Source organism: Micromonospora sp. NPDC051296 (assembly GCF_040682255.1).
Classification (GTDB): domain Bacteria; phylum Actinomycetota; class Actinomycetes; order Mycobacteriales; family Micromonosporaceae; genus Micromonospora; species Micromonospora craterilacus.
The window spans coordinates 1-25,267 of the sequence record NZ_JBFBAO010000059.1; the positions used below are offsets into that span (position 1 = coordinate 1).

Consider the following 25,267-nt stretch of genomic DNA (forward strand, 5'->3'; position numbering starts at 1 on the left):
GCGGCGGCGACCAGGCACGAGCCGAGGTAGACCGCGAGCGCGGCGCGGGCTCCCCCGAACTCGGCTAGCAGCTGGCTCTGCTTGACCGGGCACGGCCACTCCCGGCCGCACCCGGTGCAGGTCCAGGCCGGCGGCGAGGGCAGGTGCTCCGGCGGCTTCGCCGAGCGGTAGCGGGCGACGGCGCCGTTGTGCCGGCCCGGGTGGGTACGGACCCAGACCGGCTCACCGGGTGCCGGCGGCCGGGGCGTGAACAGTTCCCGACGCGCCAACCCGAGCGTGCCGCCGGCCCGCACCAGCGCGTCCGGTCCCGGGCGGTAACCGACCAGGGCGCCCAGCACGTGGTGCCCCAGCAGGTCGAAGGCGTCGGGCCCGAGGTCGAGGTCCCGGCACAGCACGATGAGCCGGGACGGTTCCGCCACGCACTGCGTCACCAGCGCGGCGCGCAGCACCTCCCGCAGACCGTCGCCGAGGGCGGCCAGCCGGGTTCCCCGGATGCCGGTCAGAAGTGCCTCCCCGGCGATCCGCCGGAGCGCCTCAGCCGTCGCCAGGCGGACGATGTCAGTCGGATCCTTGGTCCCCAACAACCTCATCCCTTCGTCCCTACGGTCGATCAGCTACCTCTCGTTTGACACTCTTCGCCTGATCATGGTCCTGGCCGGTCGTCGGCGTGCCCGACGCGAACACCGGCGAAGGCACGGCGGCCCGGAACGCAGCCTCTGCCGTCGGCAACGAGCGAAGTCCCACCAACGCCACGCGAGACCAGGAAAACGTGCTGGGATTCGCTCCCTTGTGGATGCCGTCGGCGGGAATCCTGGCTGATCAACCATGGCCGACCGCCGTCGGCGGGTCACCGTCCGCACGATGGCCGCCAAGGCGTGAGCGGTGCCAGAATCGCCATCATGCGGCATGCGCTCGTCGGCCGGGACGAGGTGTTCGACCATGCCTGGCGCTCGCTGCGCGAGCCCGGGCCAGTGCTGCTGGAGGGTCCGGTCGGGATCGGCAAGACGGCGTTGCTGCGGGTGCTGATCGCCGAGGCGACGCAGGCCGGCTGGCCCGTGCTGACCTGCGCGCCGACCGAGTGCGAGGCCGACCTGCCGTTCGCCGCCCTCGCCGATCTGCTGCGCCCGCTGGCGGACCTGGTGGTGGATCTGCCGCGTCCACAACGCGTCGCCGCCGAGGTGGTGCTGCTCACCCGGGACAGTGACGAGACGGTCGACGAGCGGGTGGTCGGCGCGGCCACCCGGTCGCTGCTGGAGGCAGCCCTCGCCGCAGGCCGGCCGGTGCTGGTCGCCGTGGACGACGCGCCGTGGCTGGACCGGCCGAGCGAACGCGCGCTGCGGTTCGCGTTGCGCCGGGTGGGCCCGGGGCTGGCCACCCTGGTCAGCTGTCGGAGCAGCAACGGGCCGGCGCTGCGGGCCGCACCCCTCGGGCTCGACACCGGCCCCGGCCGGCTGACCCGGCTGGCTCTGGCACCGCTCGACGTGGCGGCCCTGCACCACGTCCTGCGGGAGCGGATCGGGGCCACGTTGAGCCGCCCGCTGCTCGCCCGGATCGCCCGGGAGGCCGACGGCAACCCGCTGGTCGCCATCGAGGTGGCCCGCGCGGTGCAGCGCCTGCCGCAGCCACCGGAGCCGGCGCAGGACCTGCCGGTGGCCTCGTCCATTCACCAACTCCTCGGCGACGTGCTCGGCGGGCTGCCGGCCTGGTGCCGGGACGCCGTCCGGTTGGCCGCCCTGCTCAGCGTCCCGCTGCTGCGGGATCTGGCGGCGGCCGGGGTGGCCCCCCAGGCGTTCGACGCCGCGGAGGAGGCGGGGCTGCTGGTGGTGACGCCGGCGCGCGTCGAGTTCGCCCATCCGGTGTACGCCGCGGCGGTCCGCGCCGGCATCCCGCCGGGTGTCCGGCGCGGCCTGCACCGCAGGCTGGCCGAGGTGGTGGCCGACCCGGACGAACGGGTCCGGCACCTCGCCCTCTGCACCACCAGCGCGGATCCGGTGGTGGCCGACGCCCTCGCCGCGGCCGCTGCCCGGCAGTACGCGCGGGGCGCGCCGGAGGCCGCCGCGAACCTCTACGAGGCGGCGGCGCGGCTCACCCCGGCCGACGACCGGGCCGGACACGGGGAGCGCCTGCTGGCCGCGGCCCGGTGCCGGTTCGACTGCGGCGACCATCCCGGCGCGCGAGCCGCCGCCGAGGTGGTGGCCACCGGCTTCCATGGCGACGTCCGGGCCGAGGCGCTGCTGCTGCGCGCCGTGGTCGCCTGGAGCGCCGACGAGCCGGGAGTCACCGCGGTCGAGGCTGCCGGGCAGGCGCTGACGGCGGCGCGACCGGATTCCCCGCTGGCCGGCCGGATCCACGCCCACCTGGCCCTCTTCGTCGACCTGCCGGACCCGGCGCGCGCGCACGCGGAGGCGGCCATCGCCCTGCTCACCGGCCCCGGCGGCGACCGCTCGCTGCTGGCCGCCGCGCTGCTGCACCTGTTCTTCAACGAGGTACGCGCCGGTGAGCCGCCCCGCACCGAGCTGCTCGACCGCGCGCTCGTCATGGAGGGGGCGGAGCCCTCGTGGCTGGCCGGCACGATCCCGGCGATCTGGTGGAAGGCCATCGACGACCCGAGCCAGGCCCGGACCCGTCTGGCGGGACTGCTGGACCGGGCCGCGGCACGGGGCGACGAACCCTCCCAGTACGAACTGCTCAAGCACCTCGGCGAGACCGAGCTGCTGGCGGGGCGTTGGTCGGCGGCCGAGCGGCACATCGCGGCGGCCCGCGACCTCGGTGAGTTGCTGGGCACCGAGCTGACCGCGGAGACCTGGCTGGCCGGGCTGCTCGACGCCCTCCGGGGCCGGCTCGACGCGGCAGGGCGGGTAGCCGAAGCGGGGATACGGCTCGGCGAGGAACTCGACGACGACTGGTGCCGGCGCATCCACCTGCAGCTGGGTGCGTTCGTCGCGCTCTGCGCGGGACGGACGGCCGAGGCGGCGGCCGGATACGGCCGGCTCGCCGCGACGGTCGACCGGATGGGCCTGGCCGAGCCGCTCGCACAGCGCTTCGAACCGGACTGGATCGAGGCGTGCGTGGGCGCCGGTGACCTGGCCACCGCCCGGGCGACCCTGGAGAGGCTGACGGAGCGGCACCGGCGGATGCCCCGGCCCTGGACGCTGCTCGGCCTGGCGCGCAGTCGAGCCCTGCTGGACAGCGCCGGTGGCGTCGACCCGTCGGCCGCCCTGGACGACCTCGCCGCCGCGCGCGCTGCGGTGGCACCGGATGTCCTGCCGCTGGACCGTGCCAGATGCCTGCTGGTCGCCGGCGTGGTCCAACGCCGGTTGCGCCGCAAGCGCCCGGCCCGGGAGGCGCTACAGGTCGCGGCGGCCGAGTTCGACGCGATCGGCGCGGCGGCGTTCGCCGGGCGGGCCCGGGCCGAGGCGGCCCGGCTCGGTGGACGCCCGCCCGCACCGTCGGACCTCACCGCCACCGAGGAGCGGGTGGCCCGGCTCGCCGCGCAGGGGCGGACCAGCCGGGCCATCGCCGACGAACTGTTCGTCAGCCCCAAGACGGTCGAGACGAATCTGTCCCGTGTCTACCGCAAGCTGGGCATCTCCCGCCGGGCCGAACTCGGTGCCGCGCTGGCCCGATCCAGCGACGTGAAGAGTTGATGCGCGGCGCGGGGCAGCGTCGTCAACGGCCGACGATCGCGCCGGCCGCCGTTCAAAGGCTAGGGAAACGCCGGATTCCTCCGCGGGCGGCCGGCCGTAGCGTCGAGATGTCACCTGTCGACCGTGGCGGAAAGCGGTACGACAGCTCGCGCATCCGCGCATTCAGGCCGGCCCGTACTCCGGACGTCACGATCATCCGCCGGCGCGCCGACGGCGTCGCGCCGGCACTGCTCGGAGGTCCGACCGGTCGGGCCGGGCGAAAGAAGGGGACAGAACTAGTGCGGCGACTGATCCTGCCCGTGGCCCTCGCGGCCACCCTCGCGCTCACTGGCTGCAACAGCACCGAGCCCTCGTCGCCGGCGGCGGGAGCCGGCGTGGACGCCGACGCGGACCTCGACCTGCCCGCCGGCGACGCCGACGGGGCACGCCCGGCCTGCCCGTTCACCGCTGACCAGATCACCGAGTTCGTCGGCCAGCCAATGGTCGACCAGGGCAACTGCAGCTTCGGTGACGGCAAGGGGGTTGCCCTGCTCTCCGTGACGACGGCCTCCCGGTTGGCCGGCGAGACGACCTACGACTACCAGCGCCAGCAGGCTGACCAGATCTACCAGGACGTGGCGGATCTCGGCGGCGACAGCAAGGGCTACCTGGCGGTCAAGGACATCGGGGCCGAGGCGGTGATGATCGGTGGCGCGGGAAGCTTCACCATTACCCTGAGCAGCTTCGAGCGCCTCGGCGCCCAGTCCGACGGGTACGAGCAGGCGCTGCGCCGACTGCTCGACGCCCTGCCCCGGTGACGTCCGCCCGAAGGAGACGATCGTGAGGTACCTGACCCCCGCCGCCCGACTCACGGTGGCGGCCATCGCCCTCACCGCGCTCACCGCCCTCACCGCCTGCGGCGGCGCGGACGAGCCCTCGGCGACGCCGCCGACGCAGGTGGACGTGCTGGACCCGGGGCAGCCGACCGAGGCGGTCGACCCGCCCGAGCCGTCGCCGGACGCGTCGAAGGTCGACGCGTGCGCGCTGGTCGCCAAGAAGGACGCCGAAGCGCTGGCGGGCACGCCGCTGGAGGACGCGGTGCCGGGCGGGGAGAGCTGTTCGTACACCGGGCCGGTTTCCGGGCCGACGGCCCAGGTGGAGATCTACGTCGGCGACGGGGCGAAGAAGATCCTCGACATCGACCGCGAACTCAATCACGAGTTCGAGACCCTGTCCGGGATCGGCGACGAGGCGTACCTCGAGGACGGTGCGGTCTTCGTCAACGCCTCCGGGGTGTGGGTGGCCATCCGGTTGGTCCGGCTGGAGGACCCGGCCATGTTCCGCAAGCCCCTGACCGAACTGGCCCGTACGGTGGCCGGACGGCTCTGACCCCGCCGGCAGCGCGCCGTTGAGCAAGCACTTCGGGTGCGGATCCATCGTGGATCCGCACCCGACTTTTTTGGCGTTCCGTATCGCAGTCCGTCGATTGACAAAGTTGATGATCCCAACTTATGGTGCGAGCCGGCCGGACGTTTCCGGTGGTCCCGGCGACGCCCGGCCAGCCACCCGTCGACACCACCACCACACGAGGAGCGTCATGGCCGGGCTGAGCAAGACACTACGAAGGACACGATGGCGATTCGGTCTGGTCGCCGGCGGCATCGCCGCACTGCTGGCCGGCGTCGGCCTGATCAACGCGGGCGCCGCGCACGCGGCGGCCGGCTGCCGGGTGGCGTACTCCGCCCCCAGCCAGTGGCCGGGCGGCTTCACCGCGAACGTGGACGTGACCAACCTCGGCGACCCCCTCAACGGCTGGCGGTTGACCTGGACGTTCCCCTCCGGGCAGCGGGTGACCCAGGCGTGGAACGCCAACGTCACCTCGTCCGGCAACGACGTCACCGCCACCAACGTCAGCTACAACGCCGCGCTCGGCACCAACCAGACCGTGTCGTTCGGCTTCAACGGGTCGTGGTCCGGCAGCAACAACGCCCCCACCTCGTTCGCGCTCAACGGGGTCACCTGCACCGGCAGCGTGGGCGGCACCACCCCGCCGCCGACCACGCCCCCGCCGACCACCCCGCCGCCGACCACTCCCCCGCCGACGAGCCCGCCGCCGGCCGGTAACCCGATGACCTACGTGGCCGCGATGCAGCCCGGCTGGAACCTCGGCAACACCTTCGACGCCGTCGGTGCCGACGAGACGGCATGGGGCAACCCGCGCGTCACCCCGGCCCAGTTGGACGCCATCCGGGCACAGGGCTTCAACAGCATCCGGATTCCGGTCACCTGGAGCAACCACCACGGGCCGGCACCGTCGTACACCATCGACGCGGCCTGGCTAAACCGGATCAAGGAGGTCGTGGGCTGGGCCCTGGACGACGGCTTCTACGTGATGATCAACATTCACCACGACTCGTGGCAGTGGATCCACGAGATGCCGACGAACCGGACCACCGTCCTGAACCGCTACAACGCGCTCTGGACCCAGATCGCCGCGGCGTTCCGGGACGCCTCACCGAGGCTGCACTTCGAGAGCGTCAACGAGCCGCAGTTCGCCAACAGCTCCGGGGACGCCCAGAACGCGCAACTGCTCAACGAGCTGAACGGCAACTTCCACCGGATCGTGCGCGCCTCCGGCGGCAACAACGCCACCCGGATGCTGGTCCTGCCGACCCTGCACACCTCGGCCGACCAGCCCCGCGTCAACGAACTGGCCACCACCATCAGCCAGCTCAACGACCGCAACCTGATCGCCACCGTGCACTTCTACGGCTACTGGCCGTTCAGCGTCAACGTCGCCGGCGGCACCCGCTTCGACGCGACCACCCAGCAGGACCTGACCGACGCCTTCGACCGGGTGTACAACGCCTTCGTCACCCGGGGCATCCCGGTGGTCATCGGCGAGTACGGGCTGCTCGGCTTCGACCGGCACACCGGCACCATCCAGCAGGGCGAGAAGCTCAAGTTCTTCGAGTTCCTCGGCCACTACGCTCGCAGCAGGCAGATCACCACCCAGCTCTGGGACAACGGCCAGCACTTCAACCGGACCACCTTCCAGTGGCGCGACGCGGAGCTGTTCGCCCAGATCAAGTCGAGTTGGACCACCCGGTCCGGAACGGCCTCGTCCGACCAGGTGTACGTGCCGCGTGCCGGCTCGATCACCGCCAAGTCGCTCACCCTGAACCTGAACGGCACCATCTTCCAAGGGCTGCGCCAGGGCAGCACCAACCTGGTGCAGGGCACCGACTACACCGTCTCCGGCAACCAGCTCACCATCACCGCGAGCGCGCTGACCCGACTGGTCGGCAGTCGGGCGTACGGCGTCAATGCCAGCCTTCAGGCACGGTTCTCGGCCGGCGTCCCGTGGCGGATCGACGTGATCACCTACGACACGCCGGTGCTGTCCAACGCCACCGGATCCACCGGCTCGTTCGCCGTCCCGACCCAGTTCCGCGGCGACCAGCTCGCCACCATGGAGGCGAAGTACGCCGACGGCAGCAACGCCGGCCCGCACAACTGGACGTCGTTCAAGGAGTTCGACGTCACCTTCGCCCCCGACTACACCGGCAACCGGATCAGCCTGACCTCCACCTTCTTCGGTGAGGTACGCGACGCCGCCCCGGTCACCCTCACCTTCCATTTCTGGAGCGGTGCACAGGTGACCTACCGCGTCACGAAGTCCGGCAGCAGCGTCACCGGCGTCACCGGCTGACCCGCCCGCGCCACCGGCCGCCCCCGGGTGGCCGGTGGCGCCCGGCCGTCATGATGGACTCATGATCCGATTCGTGCTGAACGTGCTGTGGCTCATCTTCGGCGGCGGCCTCGTGCTGGCGATCGGCTACGGCATCGCCGCGCTGATCTGCTTCGTACTCATCGTCACCATCCCGTTCGGGGTCGCGTCGCTGCGGCTGGCGTCGTACTCTCTGTGGCCCTTCGGCCGCACCCTGGTACCCAAGCCCGGCGTCGGCGTGGCCTCCGGCATCGCCAACGTCATCTGGGTGGTCCTGGCCGGCTGGTGGCTCGCCCTGTCCCACATCGTCGCCGGCGTCAGCCTCTGCCTCACCATCATCGGGATCCCGTTCGGCGTGGCCAACTTCAAGCTCGTCCCGGCCGCGATCTGGCCGCTGGGCCAGGAAGTGGTACCCGCGCCGTAGCCCACCGCGTTCCGCCGGGGGTCACCACCGGCCGTCCGCGCGCAGCACCTGCTCGCCGCTGACGTAGAGGTCGTCCGCGGCCAGCAGCAGCAGTCGGACGACCTCCGCGGCGACCTGCTCCGGCTGGGCGTACACCTCGTCGAGGAACTCGGCGCCGGCGCGCTCCTGCAGGCGCGTCGGCATCGGTCCGGGATGCAGCTGCATCACCTTGACCCGGTTGCTGCGCTGGGCCTCGGCCACCGACTCGACCAGGCTGGTGCCGTAGCTCTTGGTGGCCCGGTAGACCGGGATGCCCGGCCGCGACCTGGTCACCGCCAGCGCCCCGACGTACACCACGTTGCCCTGGCCCTGCCGGGTCAGGTGGTGCAGCGCCTCCTTGAGCACGTACGTCGTGCCGAGCACATTGACCTCCACGGCCCGCCGGATGCGCTCCGGGTTCAGGTCGAGCAGGTCACCCCCGGCCCACACCGAGGCGCAGTCGGCCACCCCGCCGATCACGCCGTACCGTTCGACCACCCCCGCGAACAACTCCCGCACCTGCTCGTAGGAGGTGATGTCGCAGGCCGCCCCGGGACAGTCCAGCTCGTCGGCCACCGCCGCGACCTCCCACGGCTCGTCGCCGACGACCACCACCCGATGCCTGCCGAGCAACCGGCGGGCGACGGCGAGTCCGAGCCCGCTCGTGCCACCCACCACCACGAAGGTTCCGCCAGCCATGATCCTCACCGCCTCACCGGAGCGGGCGCTGCCTTCCCACTTGTGCGGCCCTCACACCCGCCCCCGGCTGCTGGGCGTTCGACCGCCAGGGTCCGGCCGCACGCCTGCCGACCCGCCCCCCGCATGGATTCGTGGGCGACGGGATCGAAGACCGCGACCAATCTCGAAGTGGCACCGCAGGCGATGTGACGCCGCGGTGCCCGGACGGGACTGACATCCGCCGGGGCGGGTATGCGCGCCCGCGTGACGGAGTGCAGGCCGGAGGCGGAAAGGGCAGGTCCGGGCGCTGGTGGGTCGACGAGGCCGGCGCTCCGCCGCACCGACGGCGGACGGCTGGCCGGCCGGATCCGGCCCTCCGTGCCGGGCCGGGACAGCACCGGCCGGGTGGTGGTGGTCTCGGCGGACATCGGGGCCGGCCACGACGCCGCCGCGGACGAACTGTCGCACCGGCTGACCGGCCGGGGCCTGCGGGTGGACCGGCTGAACTTCCTGTCGCTGCTCCCCCGGCCGCTGAACACCACGGTCCGGGAGACCTACCGGGGCATGCTGCGCTGGTTGCCGTGGTGCTACGACGCGCTGTTCAGCGCGACCGGGCGGTCGCCGTCGTCGGTGGAGCTGCTCCGCGCCACGCTGCGCCCGGCGGTCCGCCGGATGCTGGGCCGGCTGCCACTGGACACCCGGGCCGTGGTGACGACCTTCCCGTTCGCCAACCAGCTCCTCGGGCCGATGCGGACCGCCGGGCTGATCAGCGCGCCGCTGGTCACGTACGTGACCGACTTCGCCGTGCACCCGACGTGGATCTCACGCGGCGTGGATCTGTACTGCGTCGTGCACGAGCTCTCCCGGCAACAGGCCGTGGCCGGCGGCGCGGGTGGCCCGGTGCGGGTGGTCCGTCCGCTGGTGAACGCCCGCTTCGCGGCACCGGCCGAGCTGAGCACCCGGGCTGCCCGCCAACGCTTCGGGCTGCCCGAACAGGCCCGGCTGGCGTTGATCGTCGCCGGTTCCTGGGGCATCGGCGACGTGGCGCGGACCGCGGCGGAGGTGCTGGCCACCGGCTGCGCCGAGCCCGTCGTGGTGTGCGGGCGCAACGAACGGCTCTACCGCCGGCTCCGGCGCTTCCCCGGGCACGTGCTCGGCTGGGTCGACGACATGCCCACCCTGATGCGCGCCGCGGACGTCGTGGTGGAGAACGCGGGCGGCCTCACCTGCCAGGAGGCGCTCGCCTCCGGCCGGCCCACGATCACCTACCGGCCCATCCCCGGGCACGGCCGAGCCAACGCCGCCGTGCTCAGCCGCTCCGCGCTGACCAGCTACATCGCCTACCCGCAGCGGCTGCGCCCGACGCTGACCGAGCTGATGGCGCGGGCCGGGGACGCCGGCGCCCGCCCGGACGACCGGGTCGACATGGCCTCCGTCGTCGCCGAGGCCATCCCGCCGGTGAGGTGGGGATGGCCGGGTTGAAGCGCAGCCGACGCCGGGATCTGCTGCGCGGCGGCGCACTGGTCACCTTCGGGGCCGGGCTCGGGGTGGTCGGCTTCGCCGAGGCGGCGGATGTGGCCGACCGCAAGCTGCCGCTACGCGGCGGTGCGGCGAGCGCGGTGGTGCCGGGGCATCCCGAGCTGCTGGGCGGCGGCCGGCTGGAGATGAACTGGATGGTCCGGACGGAGCGCAAGCTCGTCGCGCTCACCTTCGACGACGGGCCGGGGCCCAACTGGACTCCGATGGTTCTCGACACCCTGCATCAGCACAGCGTGCCGGCCACCTTCTTCATGGTCGGCGAGCGGGCCCGCAAGCACGGCGAGCTGGTCCGCGGCCGGCTCGCCGGGCACGAGGTGGGCAGCCACAGCTGGGCACACCACGATCTGGCCCGGCTCTCCTACGAGGAGGCGTGCGAGGACCTGGCGCGTACCCACCGGGAGTTGGTGGCGGTTACCGGGCAGGAGCCACGACTGCTGCGCCCCCCGTACGGCCACCTGGCCGGCAGCACCACGGCGGCGGCCGTCCGGATGGGGTACCAGGTGGTGCTCTGGTCGCAGCAGATGCAGGAGGCGGAGTTCCCCGGCGACCCGGCCGGGCAGGCGCGGCGGATCGTCGCCGACGTGCAACCCGGCACCATCCTCCTCGCCCACGACGTGGGTGGGAAGCAACGTCTGGTCTCCCTGCGCGCGTTGCCCGAGATCATCGACCAGCTGCGGGCGCGCGGCTACGAGTTCGTCACGGTGTCGCAGCTGCTGGCGGTCCGGCATTGACGAGCCCGCCGCGGGCGCGGACGTGGTGACAAGCAGGTGGTGGCGTCAGCGGATGTTCGCGGTGTGGCCGAGGGAGTAACGGCCGGGCTGCGGCCAGATGGTCAGGCCGTGCGGTCCCCGGCCCACCGGGATCCGGGCCAGCAGCTTGCCGTCCTGGGTGCCGATCACGTAGACCTCGTGGTGGTAGCGGCCGGACAGCCACAGCTTGCTGCCGTCGGCGGACAGTCCACCCATGTCCGGGCTGCCGCCGCCGGGGATCTTCCAGGTCGCGGTCGGCTTGAGGGTGGCCAGGTCGAGGACGGTGATGCTGCCGGCGTCCCGGTTGGTGACGTAGGCGAGCCTGCTGTCCCGGCTGAAGTAGATGCCGTGCGCGCCCCGGCCGGTGGGGATGAAGCCGGTCTGCCGGGTGGCCTGGGCGTCGAAGACGTACACGCCGTGGGCGTGCATGTCGGCGACCAGGAAGTGCTGCCCGTCCGGGGTGAGCCGGGTGTCCTGCGGCATCCCGTCGGAGGTCTCGGTCAGGGTGAACTCCCGCAGCTTGTCGAGGCTGGCGGTGTCCAGCACGATCATCCGGTTGGCGAACTCGCAGCTGAACAACATGATCTTGCCGTCGGCCGAGTAGTCCATGTGGTTGATGCCCGCGCACTCCGGATACCGCTTCGAGCGCACCCGCTTCCAGTTGCTCAGGTCGTAGAAGTCCAGCCGCTGGTACGCCTCGGCGACCACGATCGCCTGCTTGCCTTCGGGAGTGAAGTAGAGGTTGTAGACGTCCTCCAGCATCCGGAACTCGCCGGGCTTGCCGGTGCGGGGGTCGATCGGCACGAGCCCGCCGTCCGGGATCTTGCTGGAGGCGACGTACAGCGTCCGCAGGTCGTACGACGGCACCACGTGCTGCGGCTCGGGGCCGCCCGGGAAGGTGTCCACCACCTTGTACGTGTTCGGGTCGATCACCGACACGTCGTTGCTCTGCGTGTTCGGCACGTAGACCAGGGCCTTGTCGTCGCGTACCTGGTCGGCCAGCATGTCGGCGCCGGCCCCCGCGTACACGTCGCCCGCCCGTGGGTAGGCCGGCATTCCCGCGAGCAGGGGGCCGAACGGTGACGGGCTGGCGGCCGGCGAAGTCGGGGGTGGCGGTCGCCGCTCCTCGGCGGCGGTGCAGCCGCTGCCGGCGAGCAGCAGCACCACGAGGGCAATCCTCCTATTTCGCCTCATTCCGGCATTTTAGGCGTCGTTTCCGTGGGCCCGGTCAGCTATCCCTAACGGGGGACGCTCACAGCAGGTGTCGGCGGGTCAGCATGCGCAGCGCGACGTAGCCGATCGGGGCGGGTATCCAGAACGTCGCGAGCCGGTAGATCAGCACACCGGCGACGGCGGTGTCGATCGGCACGCCGTAGAGCAGCAGCCCGGAGACCAGGGCCGCCTCGGTGGCGCCCAGGCCGCCCGGCGTGGGCGCGGCGGAGGCGACGCCCTCCCCGACCACACAGACCAGGATCACCGGCGGCAGCAGCGCGAGACTGACCGGTTGACCGACCGCGAGCAACCCGAAGTAGAGGCTGAGGCCGTAGGCGAGGGTGAGCGCCACGGCCGACACGACCAGCCGGGTCAGCCGGTGCTGGTGGGTCAGGGCCTGCAGCGCGCCGACGCTCTGCCGGGCCACGGTGCGGCCGCGATGGCGCAGGCGCGGCACCGAGAGCACCGCCGTGGCGGCCAGCAGGACCACCACGACCCCGAGCAGCAACGGCAGCGCCTTGCCGGTGGCGGCGTGTTCGACGGTACGGGTGGGCTGGCGCGCGAAGGGCAGCAGCACGGGCAGCAGCAGCGCGACCGACACCACCCCGGCCGTCCGGGAAACCGCCACCACGGTGGCCGACTCGGCGGCGTTGAACCCCTTCTGGTGCAGGTAGCGCAGGCTCAGCGCGGCACCACCGACGCTGCCCGGAGCGAGCCGGTTGGCGAACGAAGCGGCCACCTGCACGATGTTGGCCTCCCCTAACGGGATCCGGTTGGCGGCGGCCAGGCGCAGCACGAGCGCGCTGAGCAGATAGGTGGCGACCGAGCCGAGAGCGGTCGCGACGAGCGCCAGCGGATGCGCGTGAACCATCAGGTGCAGCGCGGTGCGTACCTCGCCGACCTGCGGCAGCAGGACGTACACCAGCAGGCCGAGCGCGACCAGCAGCAGGATGCCGCGCGGGGAGATCCGCACCACCCGGGCCAGCCGCGGCTCGCGCTGCGGGCAGCGGTGCAGGATCTCCTCGCGGACCTGCTCCAGCAGGCCAGGGGTCCGGCGCAGGGCGTCGCGGCCGGCCCGGGAAACGACCGGCCGTTGCAGGTACGGCAGGCTGTCCGCGACCTGCGCGGCACCGATCTCGTCCATCGCGGTGCCGACCGCGGTCGCCGGATCGACCCGGCCGGCGAGCGTGACCAGCAGTTCGACGAGGTCCCGGGCCTGTTGGTCGGCCGGGGCGCCGTCGACGCCGAACCCGAAGTCGACCAGGTGGACGACGTGGCCGCCGACCAGGATGTTGGCCGCACGCAGGTCCCGGTGGGCGATGCCGGCCCGGTGCAGCCGCGCCACCTGCCGGCACACGTCCGCCACCGCCGCGACCGGCAACGGCCCGACGGTCGAGTCCAGCGGGGCGGCGTCGACGAACTCCTGCACCAGCACGGCGTCACCGTCGGGCAGCGTGGCGGTCGTGACCACCGCCGGAACGCGGACGCCCGCCCGCTCCGCCAGCAGGGTCAGGTACGTCTCGTGGTCGCTCTGCTGCTTGGCGCTCAGGTAGGGCGGCTCGTCGGCGACGTGCCGATAGCGCAGCCGTCGGTAGAGCTTGTACGCCCAGTCCGCGTCGCGCTGCTGCCCGCCGGTCACCTTGACGAACAGCCGCCGCCCGTCGGCGGTGACCGCCAGCCACGGCCACGAACCACGGGCGTCGCCGGTCAGCGGCTCCAGGCGTACCACGTCGAAGCCTCGGTGCCGCAGCACCCGGCGCAGGCCGCCGGCGGACCGTTCCGGGCCGACGTCCCCGACCATCAGCCGGGTCAGGCACACCGCGAACCAGCCGACCAGCACCCCACCGATGGTGTCGACGGGCAGGTGCGCGCCGACGTGTATCCGCGCCACGGCGACCAGGAAGATGACCACCCACAGCAGGCGGTGCCAGCGGGGCCCGACGGCACGCGCCGCCACCAGGGCCAGGGCGGTGGTGACCGCGACATGCCCAGAGGGATAACCCAGCCCACCGGTGATCGTGTCGTGCAGCGTGACGTCGGCCAGCAGGGCCGCCGGCCGCTGCCGGGCCACCGCGGCCTTGTTGGCGAGCGCCAGCCAGTACGCCAGGTTGCCGGCCAGCAGCAGGTCCCGCGCCAGCGCGTACCGGCGCAGCAGGCCGGCGAGGGCGGCGCTGGCGAACACCGCGAGGTACGAGCCGACCTGCATGATCACGACCAGCACCGGTGTCACGCCGGAAGGCAGGCGATTGAGCAGGGTGAACAGGTCCCGCTCCCACGCCGCGACCGGATGGTGGCGTACCAGCAGGCTCACCGCCACCAGCAGACCGGCCGAGACGGCCAGGCTGACCAGCAATGCCGGCGACGGGCGGTGCGTCCGGGATACCACCAGTCCTCGCCTTTCCCGGAGGCGGTCGTGGGCCTGCTGTCGAGTCGAACCCTACGGGCTCGCCCGGTGCCACTCGGCGGTTTTCCGCCGTTCAATCGGGGGTCCCGGGCCGGCGGGAACGCCACAATCAGAGGATGGACCGGGTGCTGGCCGTGATCACCGGGCTGCCGCCGGTGGTCGTGCTGGCGCTGGTGTTCCTCCTGCCCGCGTTGGAGTCCTCGACGTTGCTGGGGCTGGTCGTGCCCGGCGAGACCGCGGTGCTGGTCGGCGGGGTGGTGGCGCACGGCAGCGGGCTGCCGCTGTGGGCGGTGATCGCCGCCGCGGCGGCCGGCGCGTGCATCGGTGATCAGATCGGCTACCTGCTGGGACGGCGCTACGGGCCGTCGGTGCTGGCCCGCGCGCCCGCCGTGGCGCGCCGCCACATGGACCTCGACCGGGCGCAGCGCCTGGTGTCCAGCCGGGGCGCCGCGGCGGTGGTGGTCGGCCGGTGGGTGGCCGTGTTACGGACGGTGGTCCCGATCATCGCCGGGGCCAGCGGCCTGCGCCGGGCCGCGTTCGGCTGGGCGAACGTGGCCGGCGGGCTGGTGTGGGCGACGGCGGTGTCGCTGCTGGGCTACTTCGGTGCGGCATCCATCCACTACGTGGAACGGGAGTTGGGCATCGGCACGCACGCCCTGCTCGCCGTGGTCCTGCTCGCCGCGGTGCTGGCGCTGTGGCGCCGCCACCGGGCGCGCCGCGCCCGCCAGGACCACTGACCGATAGCGGCAACCGCCCGCGCGGCATGGCTCCACGTCGGTAGCGTCAGAGCTGCGCCGGGCGTGCCGGCACCGCCGCGAGGCTGCGGAGGGTGGGTGGGGGAACGGTTCGGGCCGCAGGGCCGTACCAAGGCGTTCTGGGCTGGTCAGCTGTCTGAGGCACTGGCCGTGGTCGGCGCCCCGTCGCAGGGGCTGACCGGCGAGCAGGCCGCGCGGCTGCTGCGCGAGCGCGGCCCCAACCGGGTCACCGTGGCCCGCCGCCGCGGCTGGCGCCTGCTGCTGGCCCAGTTCACCAACCCGATCATCCTGATCCTCGTCGCCGCGACGGTGCTGTCGATGGCCGTCGGCGACCTCATCGACGGCGCGATCATCCTCGCCATCGTGGCCGCCAGCGGCGGGCTGGGGTTCTGGCAGGAACGCGCCGCCGGGCGGGCCGTCGACGCGCTGCAGGCCCGGGTGCGGGTGGCCGTCGAGGTGGTCCGCGACGGCCACCCGGTGTCCGTGCCCGTCGAGGAGGTGGTGGTCGGCGACCTGGTGCTGCTGCACGCCGGTGACGTGGTGCCCGCCGACTGCCGGGTCGTCGACGCCCAACGGTTGCAGGTCGACCAGGCCGCGTTGACCGGGGAATCCTTCCCCGTCGAAAAGACCCCGGACGCCACGCCCGCCGAGGCGAACCTGGGCGGGCGGACCAACGCCCTGTGGATGGGTACGCACCTGGTCAGCGGCACCGGCCGGGCGGTGGTCATGCAGACCGGTCGGGACACCGCGTTCGCCGAGGTGGCCGCGCGGGTCGCCGCCCGGCCCGCCGCCACCGGCTTCCAGCGGGGGCTGACCCGCTTCGGCCTGCTGCTGGTCCGGATCATGGTGGTGCTGCTGGTCGGCATCGGAGTCGCGAACCTGCTGATGGGCCGGCCGGTCATCGACTCCCTGCTGTTCTCCCTGGCCCTCGCCGTCGGTCTGACCCCGCAGTTGCTCCCGGCGATCGTCGCGGTCAGCCTCTCCGCCGGGGCCCGGGTGATGGCGGCGCACCGGGTCATCGTCAAACGCCTCGAAGCCATCGAGGACTTCGGTGCCATGACCGTGCTGCTGACGGACAAGACCGGCACCCTCACCGCCGGCTGCGTGACGCTCACCGCCAGCCTGTCCGTCGACGGCGAGCCCGACGACGAGGCGGCCCGCCTGGCCCGGCTCAACGCCGGTCTGCAACGGGGCTTCACCAACCCAATGGACACCGCGATCATGGCCGGGCAGCCGCCGGCCGACCCGGCCCGCCGGCTCGCCGAGGTCCCGTACGACTTCAGCCGCCAGCGCCTGTCCCTGCTGGTCGACGACGGCGGCACCGCCACCCTGATCACCAAGGGCTCGCTGGCCGCCGTGCTGGACGTGTGCACCACGGCCCGCACCGGCGGCGGCGTCGTGCCGCTCGACGAGGTCCGCGACCGCGTCCAGCGGCGGTTCACCGAGCTGAGTGACCGCGGCAACCGCGTCCTCGGCCTGGCCGCGCGAGCGCTGCCCGGGGCGCGTACCGCCACCGTCGACGACGAGACCCAGATGACCCTCGTCGGACTCCTCGCCTTTCAGGACCCGCCCAAGCCGGACGCCGCCGAGGCGATCGACCGGCTCACCGGCATGGGCATCGCCGTCCGGCTGATCACCGGCGACAACCGGCACGCCGCCGCGCACATCGCCGGGAAGGTCGGTCTCACCGGCGAACCGATGCTCGGCACCGAGATCGCCGGCTGCGCCGATGCGGAGCTGCCCGACCGGATCGCCGGCACCAACGTGTTCGCCGAGGTCGACCCGGTGCAGAAGGAACGCGTGCTGACCGCGCTGCGCGCCCGCGGCGCGGTCGTCGGGTTCATCGGCGACGGCATCAACGACTCCCCCGCCCTGCACGCCGCCGACGTCGGCATCTCCGTCGACACCGCCGTCGACGTCGCGAAGCAGGCCGCCGCGATCGTCCTGCTGGAAAAGGATCTCAACGTCGTCGCCGACGGCGTCCGGCTCGGCCGGCAGACCTTCACCAACACCCTCAAGTACATCCGGGTCAACACCAGCGCCTCCTTCGGCAACGTGGTCAGCATGAGCGTCGCCACCCTGCTCCTGCCGTTCCTGCCGCTGCTGCCCCGTCAGGTCCTGCTGTTGAACTTCCTCTCCGACATCCCGTACATCACCATCTCCACCGACCATGCCGACCCGGAGCAGCTACAACGTCCCCGTACCGTCGACGTCCGGGCGATCCGCCGGTTCATGCTGGTCTACGGATCCATCAGCATCGCCGTCGATCTCGCCGCGCTCGCCGTGCTGCACTGGTTCTGGCATGCCCCCACCGACGTCTTCCGCGCCGCGTGGTTCATCCAGTTCACCGCGACCGAGATCATCGTCCTGATGGTGCTGCGCACCAACCGCAGCTTCCTGCGCAGCCGGCCGTCCACGCCGCTGCTCGCCACCGGGGCGTTGCTCATCGCGGTCACCGTCGCGCTGCCCTTCACCCCGCTGGCCGCGCCGCTGGGGCTCGCCCCGCCGCCGTTACCGATCCTGGCCACGCTCGCCGTGCTCACCGTCGCGTATGTCGTCACCAACGAACTCGTCAAGCGGTGGATCCCGCCCGACCCGGTGACCGCCGCGCCGAAGCACCGGTTCAGGCTGCACCGACGAGCGCTTCGCTGAGCGCGCCGGCTCGCGGTGGGCCGCCGTAGTCCCGATGTCCTAACCCGACACGGGTTGGTGCTGTGCCCAGGTGACCGCGATGTCGTGGTCCAGCGCCAGCGGGAAGGCATCCGCCTCCCGCTCGACGGCCACCCGGACCGCGTCGTCGACCTCGGCCCAGGTGCTGATCTCGACCCGGTGCCCGCGTCGGCGCCAGGTGCCGCGCAGTTCCCCGTCGACCAGCAGGGCGCCGGGTTGCACGGTACCGGCGGGCCAGATCGCCGCACGGTGCGCGGCCACCGGCACCAGCAGCTCGCGGTCGGCGGCGAGCAGATAGGGGTCGCCGGGCGGCAGCATGCGTACGCCGCCGGCCTGGGGCGCGTCGACCAGGGCGGCCCGGTCGGCGTCGAGGATCGCCTGGCCGCCCCGGCCCATCACGGTCACCTCCGCCAGTTCGTCGGCCAGGGCGTGCCAGCTCTCGCGGGCGTCACCAATGGACAGTCCCGCCCACCGGGCGAACCCGTGCACCGGGGCCGGCCCGAGCGCGCCGAGGAACCGACGCAGCAGTTCGCGGCGCGCCTCGTCCGGGTCGACCCGCGGCGGGTCGGCAACCCGCACCAGGGTGTCCCGGCCGTCCCAGCGGAGCCGGAGCCGGCCGGTGGTGCACGCCAGCAGGAGCCGCTCGACCCGGTTCCCGACCGCACCGAGCAGCTCGCGTTTGCGGACCTGGCCCGAGCCGATCGCGTCCCGTACCGCGTCGGCCGCCTCGTACGCCGCCTGCCGTTTCCGGCCGTCGCCGGGTAGCAGGCCGAGGGTGAAGACCGCGACGTCGGCCTCGGCGACCACGTACACCGCCCCACGCGGCCCCCAGACCTGGGTGAACGCGGGGTCGTCCCAGTCGTCCGGGCCGACCCCGCCGGCCCGAGCGTGCAGCGACAGAACCGCCGAGCGGGGCGCGCCGTCCGGCAGGCCGCATCGCGCCGCCCGGTGGCGTGACCCGGCGGGCAGCCGGCGGTGCAGGTGCTGCGCGCGCACCCGGAACGCGATGACGTCCTCCCGGCGCACCGAGGCGGCCCCCATCAGCTCGACCTGCCCACGATCGGATGCTGTACCCGCACCGGCTCCCTCCTCGCCCTCGTCGCACCGTACGCGACCATCAGGTCCAGCGCCGGACCGCCTCGGCGACCGGTAGTGACTAGGTCCTTGAACGTTGCTCGGGTAATCCGTCAGCCTTGGGGATCCGTCGGGTCGTCTGATGGAGTCGCGGGGTGGGGCCGAACGTTCTCGGCGCTCGTTGCTGGTGCTGGTGGAGCGGCGTCGCCTCTGGGCACCGGTCGGGGGCCAGGCTCGGGTAGGCACCCGGCCTGCGCTGGTCGGCGTGGGTGTAGTGGACGGTGCCCGGTTGCGGGTCGCCCTCGTCACCGGGGCCAACCACGGCATCGGCGCGGCCACCGCGGTCGCGCTGGCCCCGCAGGGCACCGCGGTGCTGGTCACCTACCTGCGGTTGGACGACCCGCCGGATCCGGGCATCCCGGAGACGTACCGGCCGACACGTTCAAGCCTGCCGTCAGCGACCGGCACGGCCGCACGGTGCGGCCGGTGAGCCCCGAGTCGTTCGACGCCCAGTTCGCGGTGGACGCCCAAGCCGGTGCGCTGCTGATCGCCGAGTTCGCCCGCCGAAACATCGCCGCCGAGGATGACTGCCGCTCACGAACCCCCGTTAGAGCAGCGTGGACCAGTAGTCCCAGAAGCGGTACAGGATGGCGGCCAGGAGCACCGCGTACCAGGCGACCAGGACGACGCTGTGATAGCTGGCGACCCCGGCGAGCCGGGCCAGCGGGGACGACGGCGGAATCCGGCGGAGGTTGTGCAGGGTGGTGTAGAGGAAGATCGCGATGGTCACCACCCAGACCGCCATGCAGTACGGGCACAGCGCCGAGATGACGTAGAGGCTCTGGTAGATCAGCCAGTGCACGAAGACCACGCCGAAGGTGGCGCCGGCCTGGAGGCCGAGCCAGAACCAGCGGGGTAGCCGCACGCCAGCGAGGAGGATGACGCCGAGGGTGGTGACCACGGCGAATCCGGCGATGCCGAGCAGCGGGTTGGGGATGCCGAAGGCGGCGGCCTGCGGTGTGGTCATCACCGAGCCGCAGGAGAGGATCGGGTTGATGCTGCACGTCGGCACGTAGTCGGCGTCGGACAGCAGATTGATCTTCTCGACGGTGAGGGTGCCCGCGGCGAGCAGGCCGATGCCGCCGCCGATGGCCAGCACCCATGCGGTGACCCGGGCAAGGAATCCCGTCTCCGGGGCGTTCGCGTCCGAACGGCGGTCCAGGGTGGCGGTCATCCGGCGAGCGCGGCGTCGATGGCGGCGACCAGGTCCCCCTGGGTACGCACCTGGGTCAGCTGGCGACCGTTGAGGAAGAACGTCGGGGTGCCCTGCACGCCGGCGCTCTCGCCGTCGGCCTTGTCCCTGTCCACCCGGGCCGCGGTGGCCGGATCGTCGAGGTCGCGCTGGAACCGGTCCAGGTCGAGGCCGAGGGTACGGGCGTAGCCGACGAAAGTCTCGGTCTGCGGCGTGCGCTGATGCCCCCAGGCGTCCTGGTTCTCGAAGAGCACGGTGTACATCTCGGCGAACCGGTCCTGGTTGGCCGCGGCCTGGGCGGCGCGGGCGGCCAGCTCCGCGTTGGGGTGGCTGGGGATCGGGAAGTACCGCACGACGAAGGTGATCCGGTCCTGGTAGGTGGCCAGGATCTCCTTGATCGCCGGGTACGCGGCGGCGCACGACTCGCATTCGAAGTCGAGGAACTCCACCAGGGTGACCCGGCCGTCGGCGGCGGTGGAGAGCCGGTGGCTGTCGTCCCGGACCAGCACCGCCGGGTCGACGCCCTCGCCGGTGTCCCCGGCGGCGGTGCTCGGGGCGTTGTTCCGGTTGTAGGTCATCAGGCCGAGCATGACGAGGATCACCACCAGAATCATCGCCAGGGTCAGTCGGGTGTTCCTCGTCATGTGGGCGTCAACCTTCTCTGTGGGGGCGATCAATGCTGTACCGACCAACTGTCAGCTTGCTGGGAGCCGGCGGGCGGGCAGTGCGGCCGGGTCGGGCCCGGCGGAGGTGGGGGCTTATCCGCGCACCTGGCGGTCGCGTTCGGCCAGCTCGGCGAGCATCCGGTTGTACGCGGCCAGTTCGGCGTCCTCGCGTCCCTCCGCCTCGGCGCGGTCGGCGGCCCGGTCTCGACGGCGCGCCTCCCGTTGGTCGGCCTGTATCCACTGGTAGAGCAGCGCCCCCATGACGATCACCGTGGGCAGTTCGCCGAAGGACCAGGCGATGCCACCGGCGGCGCGCTGGTCCTCCAGCGGCGTCGGCCCCCACGGTCGGGCCAGCGCGGTCCACCAGTCGGCGGCCAGCACGGTGGACGACTGCATGAGCGCGACCCCGAGGAAGGCGTGCAGCACCATGCTGATCAACACCAGGATCATCTTGAGCGGGTGCGGGACGCGGCGCGGGGCCGGGTCGATGCCGATGACGGCCCAGAAGAAGAGGTACCCGACGCCGAGGAAGTGGGCCACCATGGCCAGGTGGGCCGCGTGCGAGCGGACCGCCAGCTCGTACAGGCCGGTGAAGTACAGCACGTACAGGCTGGCCACGTAGAGGGCCAGTGCCACCACCGGATGGGTCAACGCGCGGGTCACCCGGGAGTGCAGGGCGGCCTGGAGCCATTCGCGGGGGCCCGGCCAGCGCGGGGCCGTCGAGGGTCGCAGCGCGCGCAGCGCCAGAGTGATCGGCCCGGCGAGGACCAGCAGGATCGGCGCCACCATCATCAGTAGCAGGTGCTGCACCATGTGCACGGCGAACAGCACCGGCCCGTAGCGGGCCAGCCCGCTGGAGGTGGCGATGATGATCACCGCGCAGCCGGCCAACCACAGGGCGGTGCGGGCCGGCGGCCAGGCGTCGCCGCGCCGCCAGAGTCGCCACACCCCGGCGACGTAGAGTCCGGCCGCGACCAGGGCGACAGTGATGATCAGTGGTTCCGGTAGCCAGAGCCGGGCCACCGTCTCGACGCTGAGCGCCGGGGGCATCGGGAAGCCCAGCAGTGCGGTGGCCGGGTCCTCCTCGACCCCGCCGACCGGGGCCGGCGTACGCGACAACGCCACGGCGGTACCCACCGCGGCGGCGAAGAGCAGCGTCTCCACCACCGCGACCCGCAGGAACGGGCCGCGCCGGCCCGCGGTGAGGGCGGGGATCGCCCGGCGGCGGTGCAGCAGCCCGGTCACCCCGATCGCGACGAGCACGGCGGTCTTGACCAGCAGCAATTGCCCGTAGCGGGTGCCGGTCAGGTCGGCCGGGCCGGTCAGCCGTACGCCCGCCGACAGCAACCCGGACGCGCCGACCGCGACCAGGCAGGCCAGCGCCAGGGGCGCGAACCGGCGCACGGCGACGGTGAGGTCGGCGGTGCCGCCCCGGGCGGTGACCGCCAGGGCGAACAGGCCACCGGCCCACACGGTGACCGGCACCACGTGCAGCAGCAGGCCGGACACGGCCAGCTGGTGGTTGCTGGCCGACGCGGCATGCCCGGTGAAGACCGGCGGCACCAGCGCCGCCAGCGCGGTCAGCAGCGCCACCACCGCCCCGGCGGGACGCAGACTCCGCGCCGCGATCACCGCCGTGACCAGCGTGAGCGCGCCGCTCAGGGCCAGTGCCTGTCCCAGCGGCACGGTGAGGGCGAAGTTCAGCACCGCGCGGACCGACAGCACCTGCGCGGCGGGCAGCCCGAACAGGTCGACCAGGGTGTAGCAGAGCGCGACCGCGGCGGCCACCGACCACAGGGCCGCGGTCAGCGCGGCGGCGCGCAGCCGGCGGTAGCCCAGCACGGACAGCCGGCCGCCGTCGTCGCGCGGGGACAGGATGGCGACCGCCAGCAGCAGCCCGACGGTGGTCACCGCCCCGATCTGCATGCCGAGCCGGGCGGCCGGCAGCAGCCACGTCGTGGTCGGGCCCGGGTCGGGCAGCCCGGGTGGGGTCGGCTGAACGCTGCCGCCGCCCCACCAGAGCAGCGCCGCCCCGACCCCGGTCGCGACCAGGACCGTGGCCGCGGGCACCAGGACCGGTCGGCGCAGGAGGGTCACCATTGCGCACCGCCGCAGACGCCATCGGCGTCCTGCGGCTCGACCTGGAGGGTGGCGTGCTCGATGGCGAACCGGTCGTGCAGCACCCGCCGGGCGGTGGCCAGCACCTCGGCGAGGTCCGCGCCGGCGCCGAGGGTCAGGTGCGCCGAGGCCACCTCCATACCGGAGGTCAGCGTCCACACGTGCAGGTCGTGTACGTCGGCGACACCGTCGACCGCGCGCAGCCCGTCGCGGACCTCGGCGACGTCCACGTGCGGCGGCGCGGCCTGCACGAGGACCCGCAGGGCCGCGCGGCCCAGCTTGTAGGTGCGCGGCAGGATGAACAGGCCGACGGCCACCGCGATGATCGGGTCCGCGTACCACCAGTCGGTGACCGCGATCACGCCAGCCGCGACGATCACGCCGACCGAGGCGAACAGGTCGCCGAGGACCTCCAGGTAGGCGCCGCGCACGTTCAGGCTCTCCTGCGAGCCGGAGCGCAGCAGCAGGAACGCCACGATGTTCGCCACCAGGCCCGCGAGGGCCACCGCCAGCATCGGGCCGGCCAGCACCTCCGGCGGTTCGCCGAGTCGCCGTACCGCCTCCACCAGCACGTAGAGGGCCACGCCGAACAGCAGCACCGCGTTCGCCAGGGCCGCCAGGACCTCCATCCGGTACAGGCCGAAGGTGCGCTGGCCGTCGCGGGACGCTCTGCTCGCCGCGGTGATCGCCGCGAGTGCCATGCCGATGCCGAGCACGTCGGTGAACATGTGGCCGGCGTCCGACAGCAGTGCCAGGGAACCGGTCCACCACGCTCCGACCGCTTCCACCAACATGAACACGGCCAGCAGGACGAAGGCCGCCCACAACCGTCCGCGGTGTTTCTCCCCGGCGCGCAACACCTGCTGCCCGTGGTCGTGCCCGGCACCCACCTTGTGTCCCTCCCTACTCCGGCTCTCGCTCCGAAACATATGCTGACATTGCAATGAGTGCAACTGTGCTGGCCCGGCTGATGAGATCCGACACCACGCTTCGCGCGTCCGGGCCCAGCACCCGACGGTCAGAGCCGCTCCAGGCGCGCCGGGTAGCCGGCCACGGCCAGCGCCGCGACCAGCACGGCGGAGGTCACCGCAGCGGGGTCGGCGTCCACCACGGCCCGGCCGGCGACCACCGAGACATGGGCCCGATGCACCCCCGGCAGGGCCTCCAGGATCCGGCGGACCGCCGCCTCGGACCGGTCACAGCACAGGCCACGGAGGGCGATCATGTAGGTGATGCTGTCGTTCACGAAGGTCCCTCTGCACGACGAGACTGCCGCGACCCTGCCGCTGCCGACGCCAAGGCCGGCCCTGGCACCGGACGGACGGCACCGACGGGAAACAGCGACCAGCCGGACACCCCTACCGGGCGGGCACCGCCGAGTGACGCGGTCGCCGCCGGGACCGATGCTGGTCGCGAACGTCGGCGGCTACGTACGCAGCACGCAGAGCTGGAACAGACTGCACCCGGACCAGGTGCGCACCGGGCCCCGCCTGGGTGAACCCCGGGTCACCGGAGTCCGCAGCGTCCACCGCCGTAGCGGGCCGACCAGGACGGCGATCCCGACGGTCAACAGGATCAGACAGCCCGTCGTCGCGACCTCGCCGACGGTCGGCCCACGTTCGTCGCCATCGATGAAGACCGACCCGGCGGGCAGCAGGGTCGACCCCGCCTGCGCCGGCCAGCGGCCGGCGGCCACCGGCGCCTCGTCGGCGATCGGGGTCACGACGCCGGTGGTGGCCACCTGATGGCCGACACCAGCTGGCGACGCCGACGGACGCGACACGTCGAAACTCGCCGCGCACTGCCAGACATGCAGAACGAACACGGCGATCAGCACGGCCATGGCGGCGCCGCGGGAACCTGCCCGCGCCGTCGGCACCGCACCGACCCTCGTCACGAGGGGCAGCGTACGGCACTCATCGGGCAGGGCGACGACCAACCGGCGGCCGGCGACGATCACGGTGCCGGCTGCGCGCCGGGCGCCTCGGTGGTGATTCGGCACGCCGCCGACAAGGCGGCCAGCAGACCGGCCGGGTCGTACCGGATCCGGTGCCCGTCACTCACGACCCGACGGGTGCCCGGGTCGACCGGGTCGGTGTCCGCCCAACTCGGCGGCACGATGCCCATCTCGACCTCGAAGCCCGACGGGCGTCGCACCCTGACCTCCTGGAGGAGCCCCCACTCCGCCAGCCGGACCGCCTCGCCGCCGAGCAGGCCGGTCCAGTTGCCCGGATCCGCGTACCGCCGGTTGTCCGTGACGACGATGATGTCGACATCGGAGTCCATCCGCGCTGCCCCGCGCGCCCAGGAGCCCACCACCAACACCCCGAGGACATCGGCGCTGCCGGCCGCC

At 72.9% G+C, this 25,267-nt stretch carries 21 protein-coding genes and 1 pseudogene; 10 read left to right on the plus strand and 12 right to left on the minus strand.

Going from position 1 to position 25,267, the window contains the following annotated elements; genetic code table 11:
- A pseudogene (locus AB0M52_RS09460) lies at nt 1-590 on the minus strand (hypothetical protein); the annotation flags it as partial.
- A 309-nt stretch (nt 591-899) separates the two neighbouring features.
- Between AB0M52_RS09460 and AB0M52_RS09465 the strand changes: the two are divergent.
- From AB0M52_RS09465 to AB0M52_RS09485, 5 genes are all read left to right on the plus strand, one after another.
- Complete coding sequence (locus AB0M52_RS09465; protein ID WP_363951134.1) at nt 900-3,647, plus strand: AAA family ATPase; 2,748 nt, start codon at nt 900-902, stop codon at nt 3,645-3,647.
- Nucleotides 3,648-3,925: 278 nt separating this feature from the next.
- A complete protein-coding gene (locus tag AB0M52_RS09470; RefSeq protein ID WP_363951136.1) occupies nt 3,926-4,444 on the plus strand; it encodes a hypothetical protein in 519 nt (172 codons plus the stop codon).
- A 22-nt stretch (nt 4,445-4,466) separates the two neighbouring features.
- On the plus strand, nt 4,467-5,015 hold the full coding sequence (locus AB0M52_RS09475; RefSeq protein ID WP_363951139.1) for a hypothetical protein: 549 nt from the start codon (nt 4,467-4,469) through the stop codon (nt 5,013-5,015).
- 217 nt (nt 5,016-5,232) lie between these two features.
- Complete coding sequence (locus AB0M52_RS09480) at nt 5,233-7,338, plus strand: cellulase family glycosylhydrolase (protein WP_363951177.1); 2,106 nt, start codon at nt 5,233-5,235, stop codon at nt 7,336-7,338.
- A gap of 61 nt (nt 7,339-7,399) precedes the next feature.
- Nucleotides 7,400-7,780 carry a YccF domain-containing protein gene (locus tag AB0M52_RS09485; RefSeq protein ID WP_363951142.1) on the plus strand — a complete coding sequence of 127 codons (381 nt, stop codon included), beginning with the start codon at nt 7,400-7,402 and terminating at the stop codon, nt 7,778-7,780.
- 21 nt (nt 7,781-7,801) lie between these two features.
- Here AB0M52_RS09485 and AB0M52_RS09490 read toward each other — a convergent pair whose 3' ends face one another.
- Nucleotides 7,802-8,497, minus strand: a complete 696-nt coding sequence (locus AB0M52_RS09490) for an SDR family oxidoreductase (protein WP_363951145.1) — start codon at nt 8,495-8,497, stop codon at nt 7,802-7,804.
- A 333-nt stretch (nt 8,498-8,830) separates the two neighbouring features.
- Here AB0M52_RS09490 and AB0M52_RS09495 point away from each other — a divergent pair, with 333 nt between their 5' ends.
- Together AB0M52_RS09495 and AB0M52_RS09500 are read left to right on the plus strand one after the other, a co-directional pair.
- A complete protein-coding gene (locus tag AB0M52_RS09495; RefSeq protein ID WP_363951179.1) occupies nt 8,831-9,958 on the plus strand; it encodes a glycosyltransferase in 1,128 nt (375 codons plus the stop codon).
- Complete coding sequence (locus AB0M52_RS09500) at nt 9,946-10,746, plus strand: polysaccharide deacetylase family protein (protein WP_363951147.1); 801 nt, start codon at nt 9,946-9,948, stop codon at nt 10,744-10,746. Before AB0M52_RS09495 ends, AB0M52_RS09500 begins: the two co-directional genes overlap by 13 nt.
- A 45-nt stretch (nt 10,747-10,791) precedes the next feature.
- Here AB0M52_RS09500 and AB0M52_RS09505 read toward each other — a convergent pair whose 3' ends face one another.
- Nucleotides 10,792-11,958 (minus strand): YncE family protein, encoded by a 1,167-nt coding sequence (locus tag AB0M52_RS09505; protein ID WP_363951149.1) that lies wholly within the window; start codon nt 11,956-11,958, stop codon nt 10,792-10,794.
- 58 nt (nt 11,959-12,016) lie between these two features.
- Nucleotides 12,017-14,362: a lysylphosphatidylglycerol synthase domain-containing protein gene (locus tag AB0M52_RS09510; protein ID WP_363951151.1), complete on the minus strand. Its 2,346-nt coding sequence runs from the start codon at nt 14,360-14,362 to the stop codon at nt 12,017-12,019.
- 134 nt (nt 14,363-14,496) lie between these two features.
- Between AB0M52_RS09510 and AB0M52_RS09515 the strand changes: the two genes are divergently transcribed.
- Together AB0M52_RS09515 and mgtA are read left to right on the plus strand one after the other, a co-directional pair.
- Entirely contained in the window at nt 14,497-15,117 is a 621-nt protein-coding gene (locus AB0M52_RS09515) for a DedA family protein (RefSeq protein ID WP_363951153.1), read from the plus strand.
- 96 nt (nt 15,118-15,213) lie between these two features.
- On the plus strand, nt 15,214-17,787 hold the full coding sequence (gene mgtA, locus AB0M52_RS09520) for a magnesium-translocating P-type ATPase (protein WP_363951155.1): 2,574 nt from the start codon (nt 15,214-15,216) through the stop codon (nt 17,785-17,787).
- Nucleotides 17,788-17,826: 39 nt separating this feature from the next.
- Here mgtA and AB0M52_RS09525 read toward each other — a convergent pair whose 3' ends face one another.
- Entirely contained in the window at nt 17,827-18,846 is a 1,020-nt protein-coding gene (locus AB0M52_RS09525) for a crosslink repair DNA glycosylase YcaQ family protein (RefSeq protein ID WP_363951158.1), read from the minus strand.
- Between the two features lie 175 nt (nt 18,847-19,021).
- Here AB0M52_RS09525 and AB0M52_RS09530 point away from each other — a divergent pair, with 175 nt between their 5' ends.
- The gene (locus AB0M52_RS09530) at nt 19,022-19,369 is read left to right on the plus strand and encodes a hypothetical protein (protein WP_363951160.1); all 348 of its coding nucleotides are present in this window, start codon (nt 19,022-19,024) and stop codon (nt 19,367-19,369) included.
- A 117-nt stretch (nt 19,370-19,486) separates the two neighbouring features.
- Here the strand turns inward: AB0M52_RS09530 and AB0M52_RS09535 are convergent, their stop codons facing one another.
- The 7 genes from AB0M52_RS09535 to AB0M52_RS09565 all read right to left on the minus strand — a co-directional run bounded on the left by AB0M52_RS09535 (nt 19,487) and on the right by AB0M52_RS09565 (nt 25,239).
- Nucleotides 19,487-20,113, minus strand: a complete 627-nt coding sequence (locus tag AB0M52_RS09535) for a vitamin K epoxide reductase family protein (RefSeq protein WP_363951163.1) — start codon at nt 20,111-20,113, stop codon at nt 19,487-19,489.
- The gene (locus tag AB0M52_RS09540; protein WP_363951166.1) at nt 20,110-20,775 is read right to left on the minus strand and encodes a thioredoxin domain-containing protein; all 666 of its coding nucleotides are present in this window, start codon (nt 20,773-20,775) and stop codon (nt 20,110-20,112) included. The genes AB0M52_RS09535 and AB0M52_RS09540 overlap by 4 nt, the downstream gene beginning before the upstream one ends.
- A 114-nt stretch (nt 20,776-20,889) precedes the next feature.
- Complete coding sequence (locus AB0M52_RS09545; RefSeq protein WP_363951169.1) at nt 20,890-22,896, minus strand: cytochrome c oxidase assembly protein; 2,007 nt, start codon at nt 22,894-22,896, stop codon at nt 20,890-20,892.
- A complete protein-coding gene (locus AB0M52_RS09550; protein ID WP_363951171.1) occupies nt 22,890-23,804 on the minus strand; it encodes a cation diffusion facilitator family transporter in 915 nt (304 codons plus the stop codon). The genes AB0M52_RS09545 and AB0M52_RS09550 overlap by 7 nt, the downstream gene beginning before the upstream one ends.
- A 128-nt stretch (nt 23,805-23,932) precedes the next feature.
- Nucleotides 23,933-24,160, minus strand: coding sequence for a cation transporter (locus AB0M52_RS09555; RefSeq protein WP_363951173.1), 228 nt, complete (start codon nt 24,158-24,160; stop codon nt 23,933-23,935).
- Nucleotides 24,161-24,340: 180 nt separating this feature from the next.
- Nucleotides 24,341-24,811, minus strand: a complete 471-nt coding sequence (locus AB0M52_RS09560; protein WP_363951175.1) for a hypothetical protein — start codon at nt 24,809-24,811, stop codon at nt 24,341-24,343.
- 59 nt (nt 24,812-24,870) lie between these two features.
- Nucleotides 24,871-25,239, minus strand: coding sequence for a nucleotidyltransferase domain-containing protein (locus AB0M52_RS09565; protein WP_363951181.1), 369 nt, complete (start codon nt 25,237-25,239; stop codon nt 24,871-24,873).
- Nucleotides 25,240-25,267 lie beyond the last annotated feature (28 nt).

Coding starts and splice junctions, on each gene's coding strand:
- AB0M52_RS09490 (WP_363951145.1), bottom strand. CDS start 8,497: ATGGCTGGCGGAACCTTCGTGGTGGTGGGTGGCACGAGCGGGCTCGGA.
- AB0M52_RS09500 (WP_363951147.1), top strand. CDS start 9,946: ATGGCCGGGTTGAAGCGCAGCCGACGCCGGGATCTGCTGCGCGGCGGC.
- AB0M52_RS09485 (WP_363951142.1), top strand. CDS start 7,400: ATGATCCGATTCGTGCTGAACGTGCTGTGGCTCATCTTCGGCGGCGGC.
- AB0M52_RS09525 (WP_363951158.1), bottom strand. CDS start 18,846: ATGGGGGCCGCCTCGGTGCGCCGGGAGGACGTCATCGCGTTCCGGGTG.
- AB0M52_RS09515 (WP_363951153.1), top strand. CDS start 14,497: ATGGACCGGGTGCTGGCCGTGATCACCGGGCTGCCGCCGGTGGTCGTG.
- AB0M52_RS09540 (WP_363951166.1), bottom strand. CDS start 20,775: ATGACGAGGAACACCCGACTGACCCTGGCGATGATTCTGGTGGTGATC.
- AB0M52_RS09545 (WP_363951169.1), bottom strand. CDS start 22,896: ATGGTGACCCTCCTGCGCCGACCGGTCCTGGTGCCCGCGGCCACGGTC.
- AB0M52_RS09505 (WP_363951149.1), bottom strand. CDS start 11,958: ATGAGGCGAAATAGGAGGATTGCCCTCGTGGTGCTGCTGCTCGCCGGC.
- AB0M52_RS09465 (WP_363951134.1), top strand. CDS start 900: ATGCGGCATGCGCTCGTCGGCCGGGACGAGGTGTTCGACCATGCCTGG.
- AB0M52_RS09530 (WP_363951160.1), top strand. CDS start 19,022: ATGGAGTCGCGGGGTGGGGCCGAACGTTCTCGGCGCTCGTTGCTGGTG.
- AB0M52_RS09535 (WP_363951163.1), bottom strand. CDS start 20,113: ATGACCGCCACCCTGGACCGCCGTTCGGACGCGAACGCCCCGGAGACG.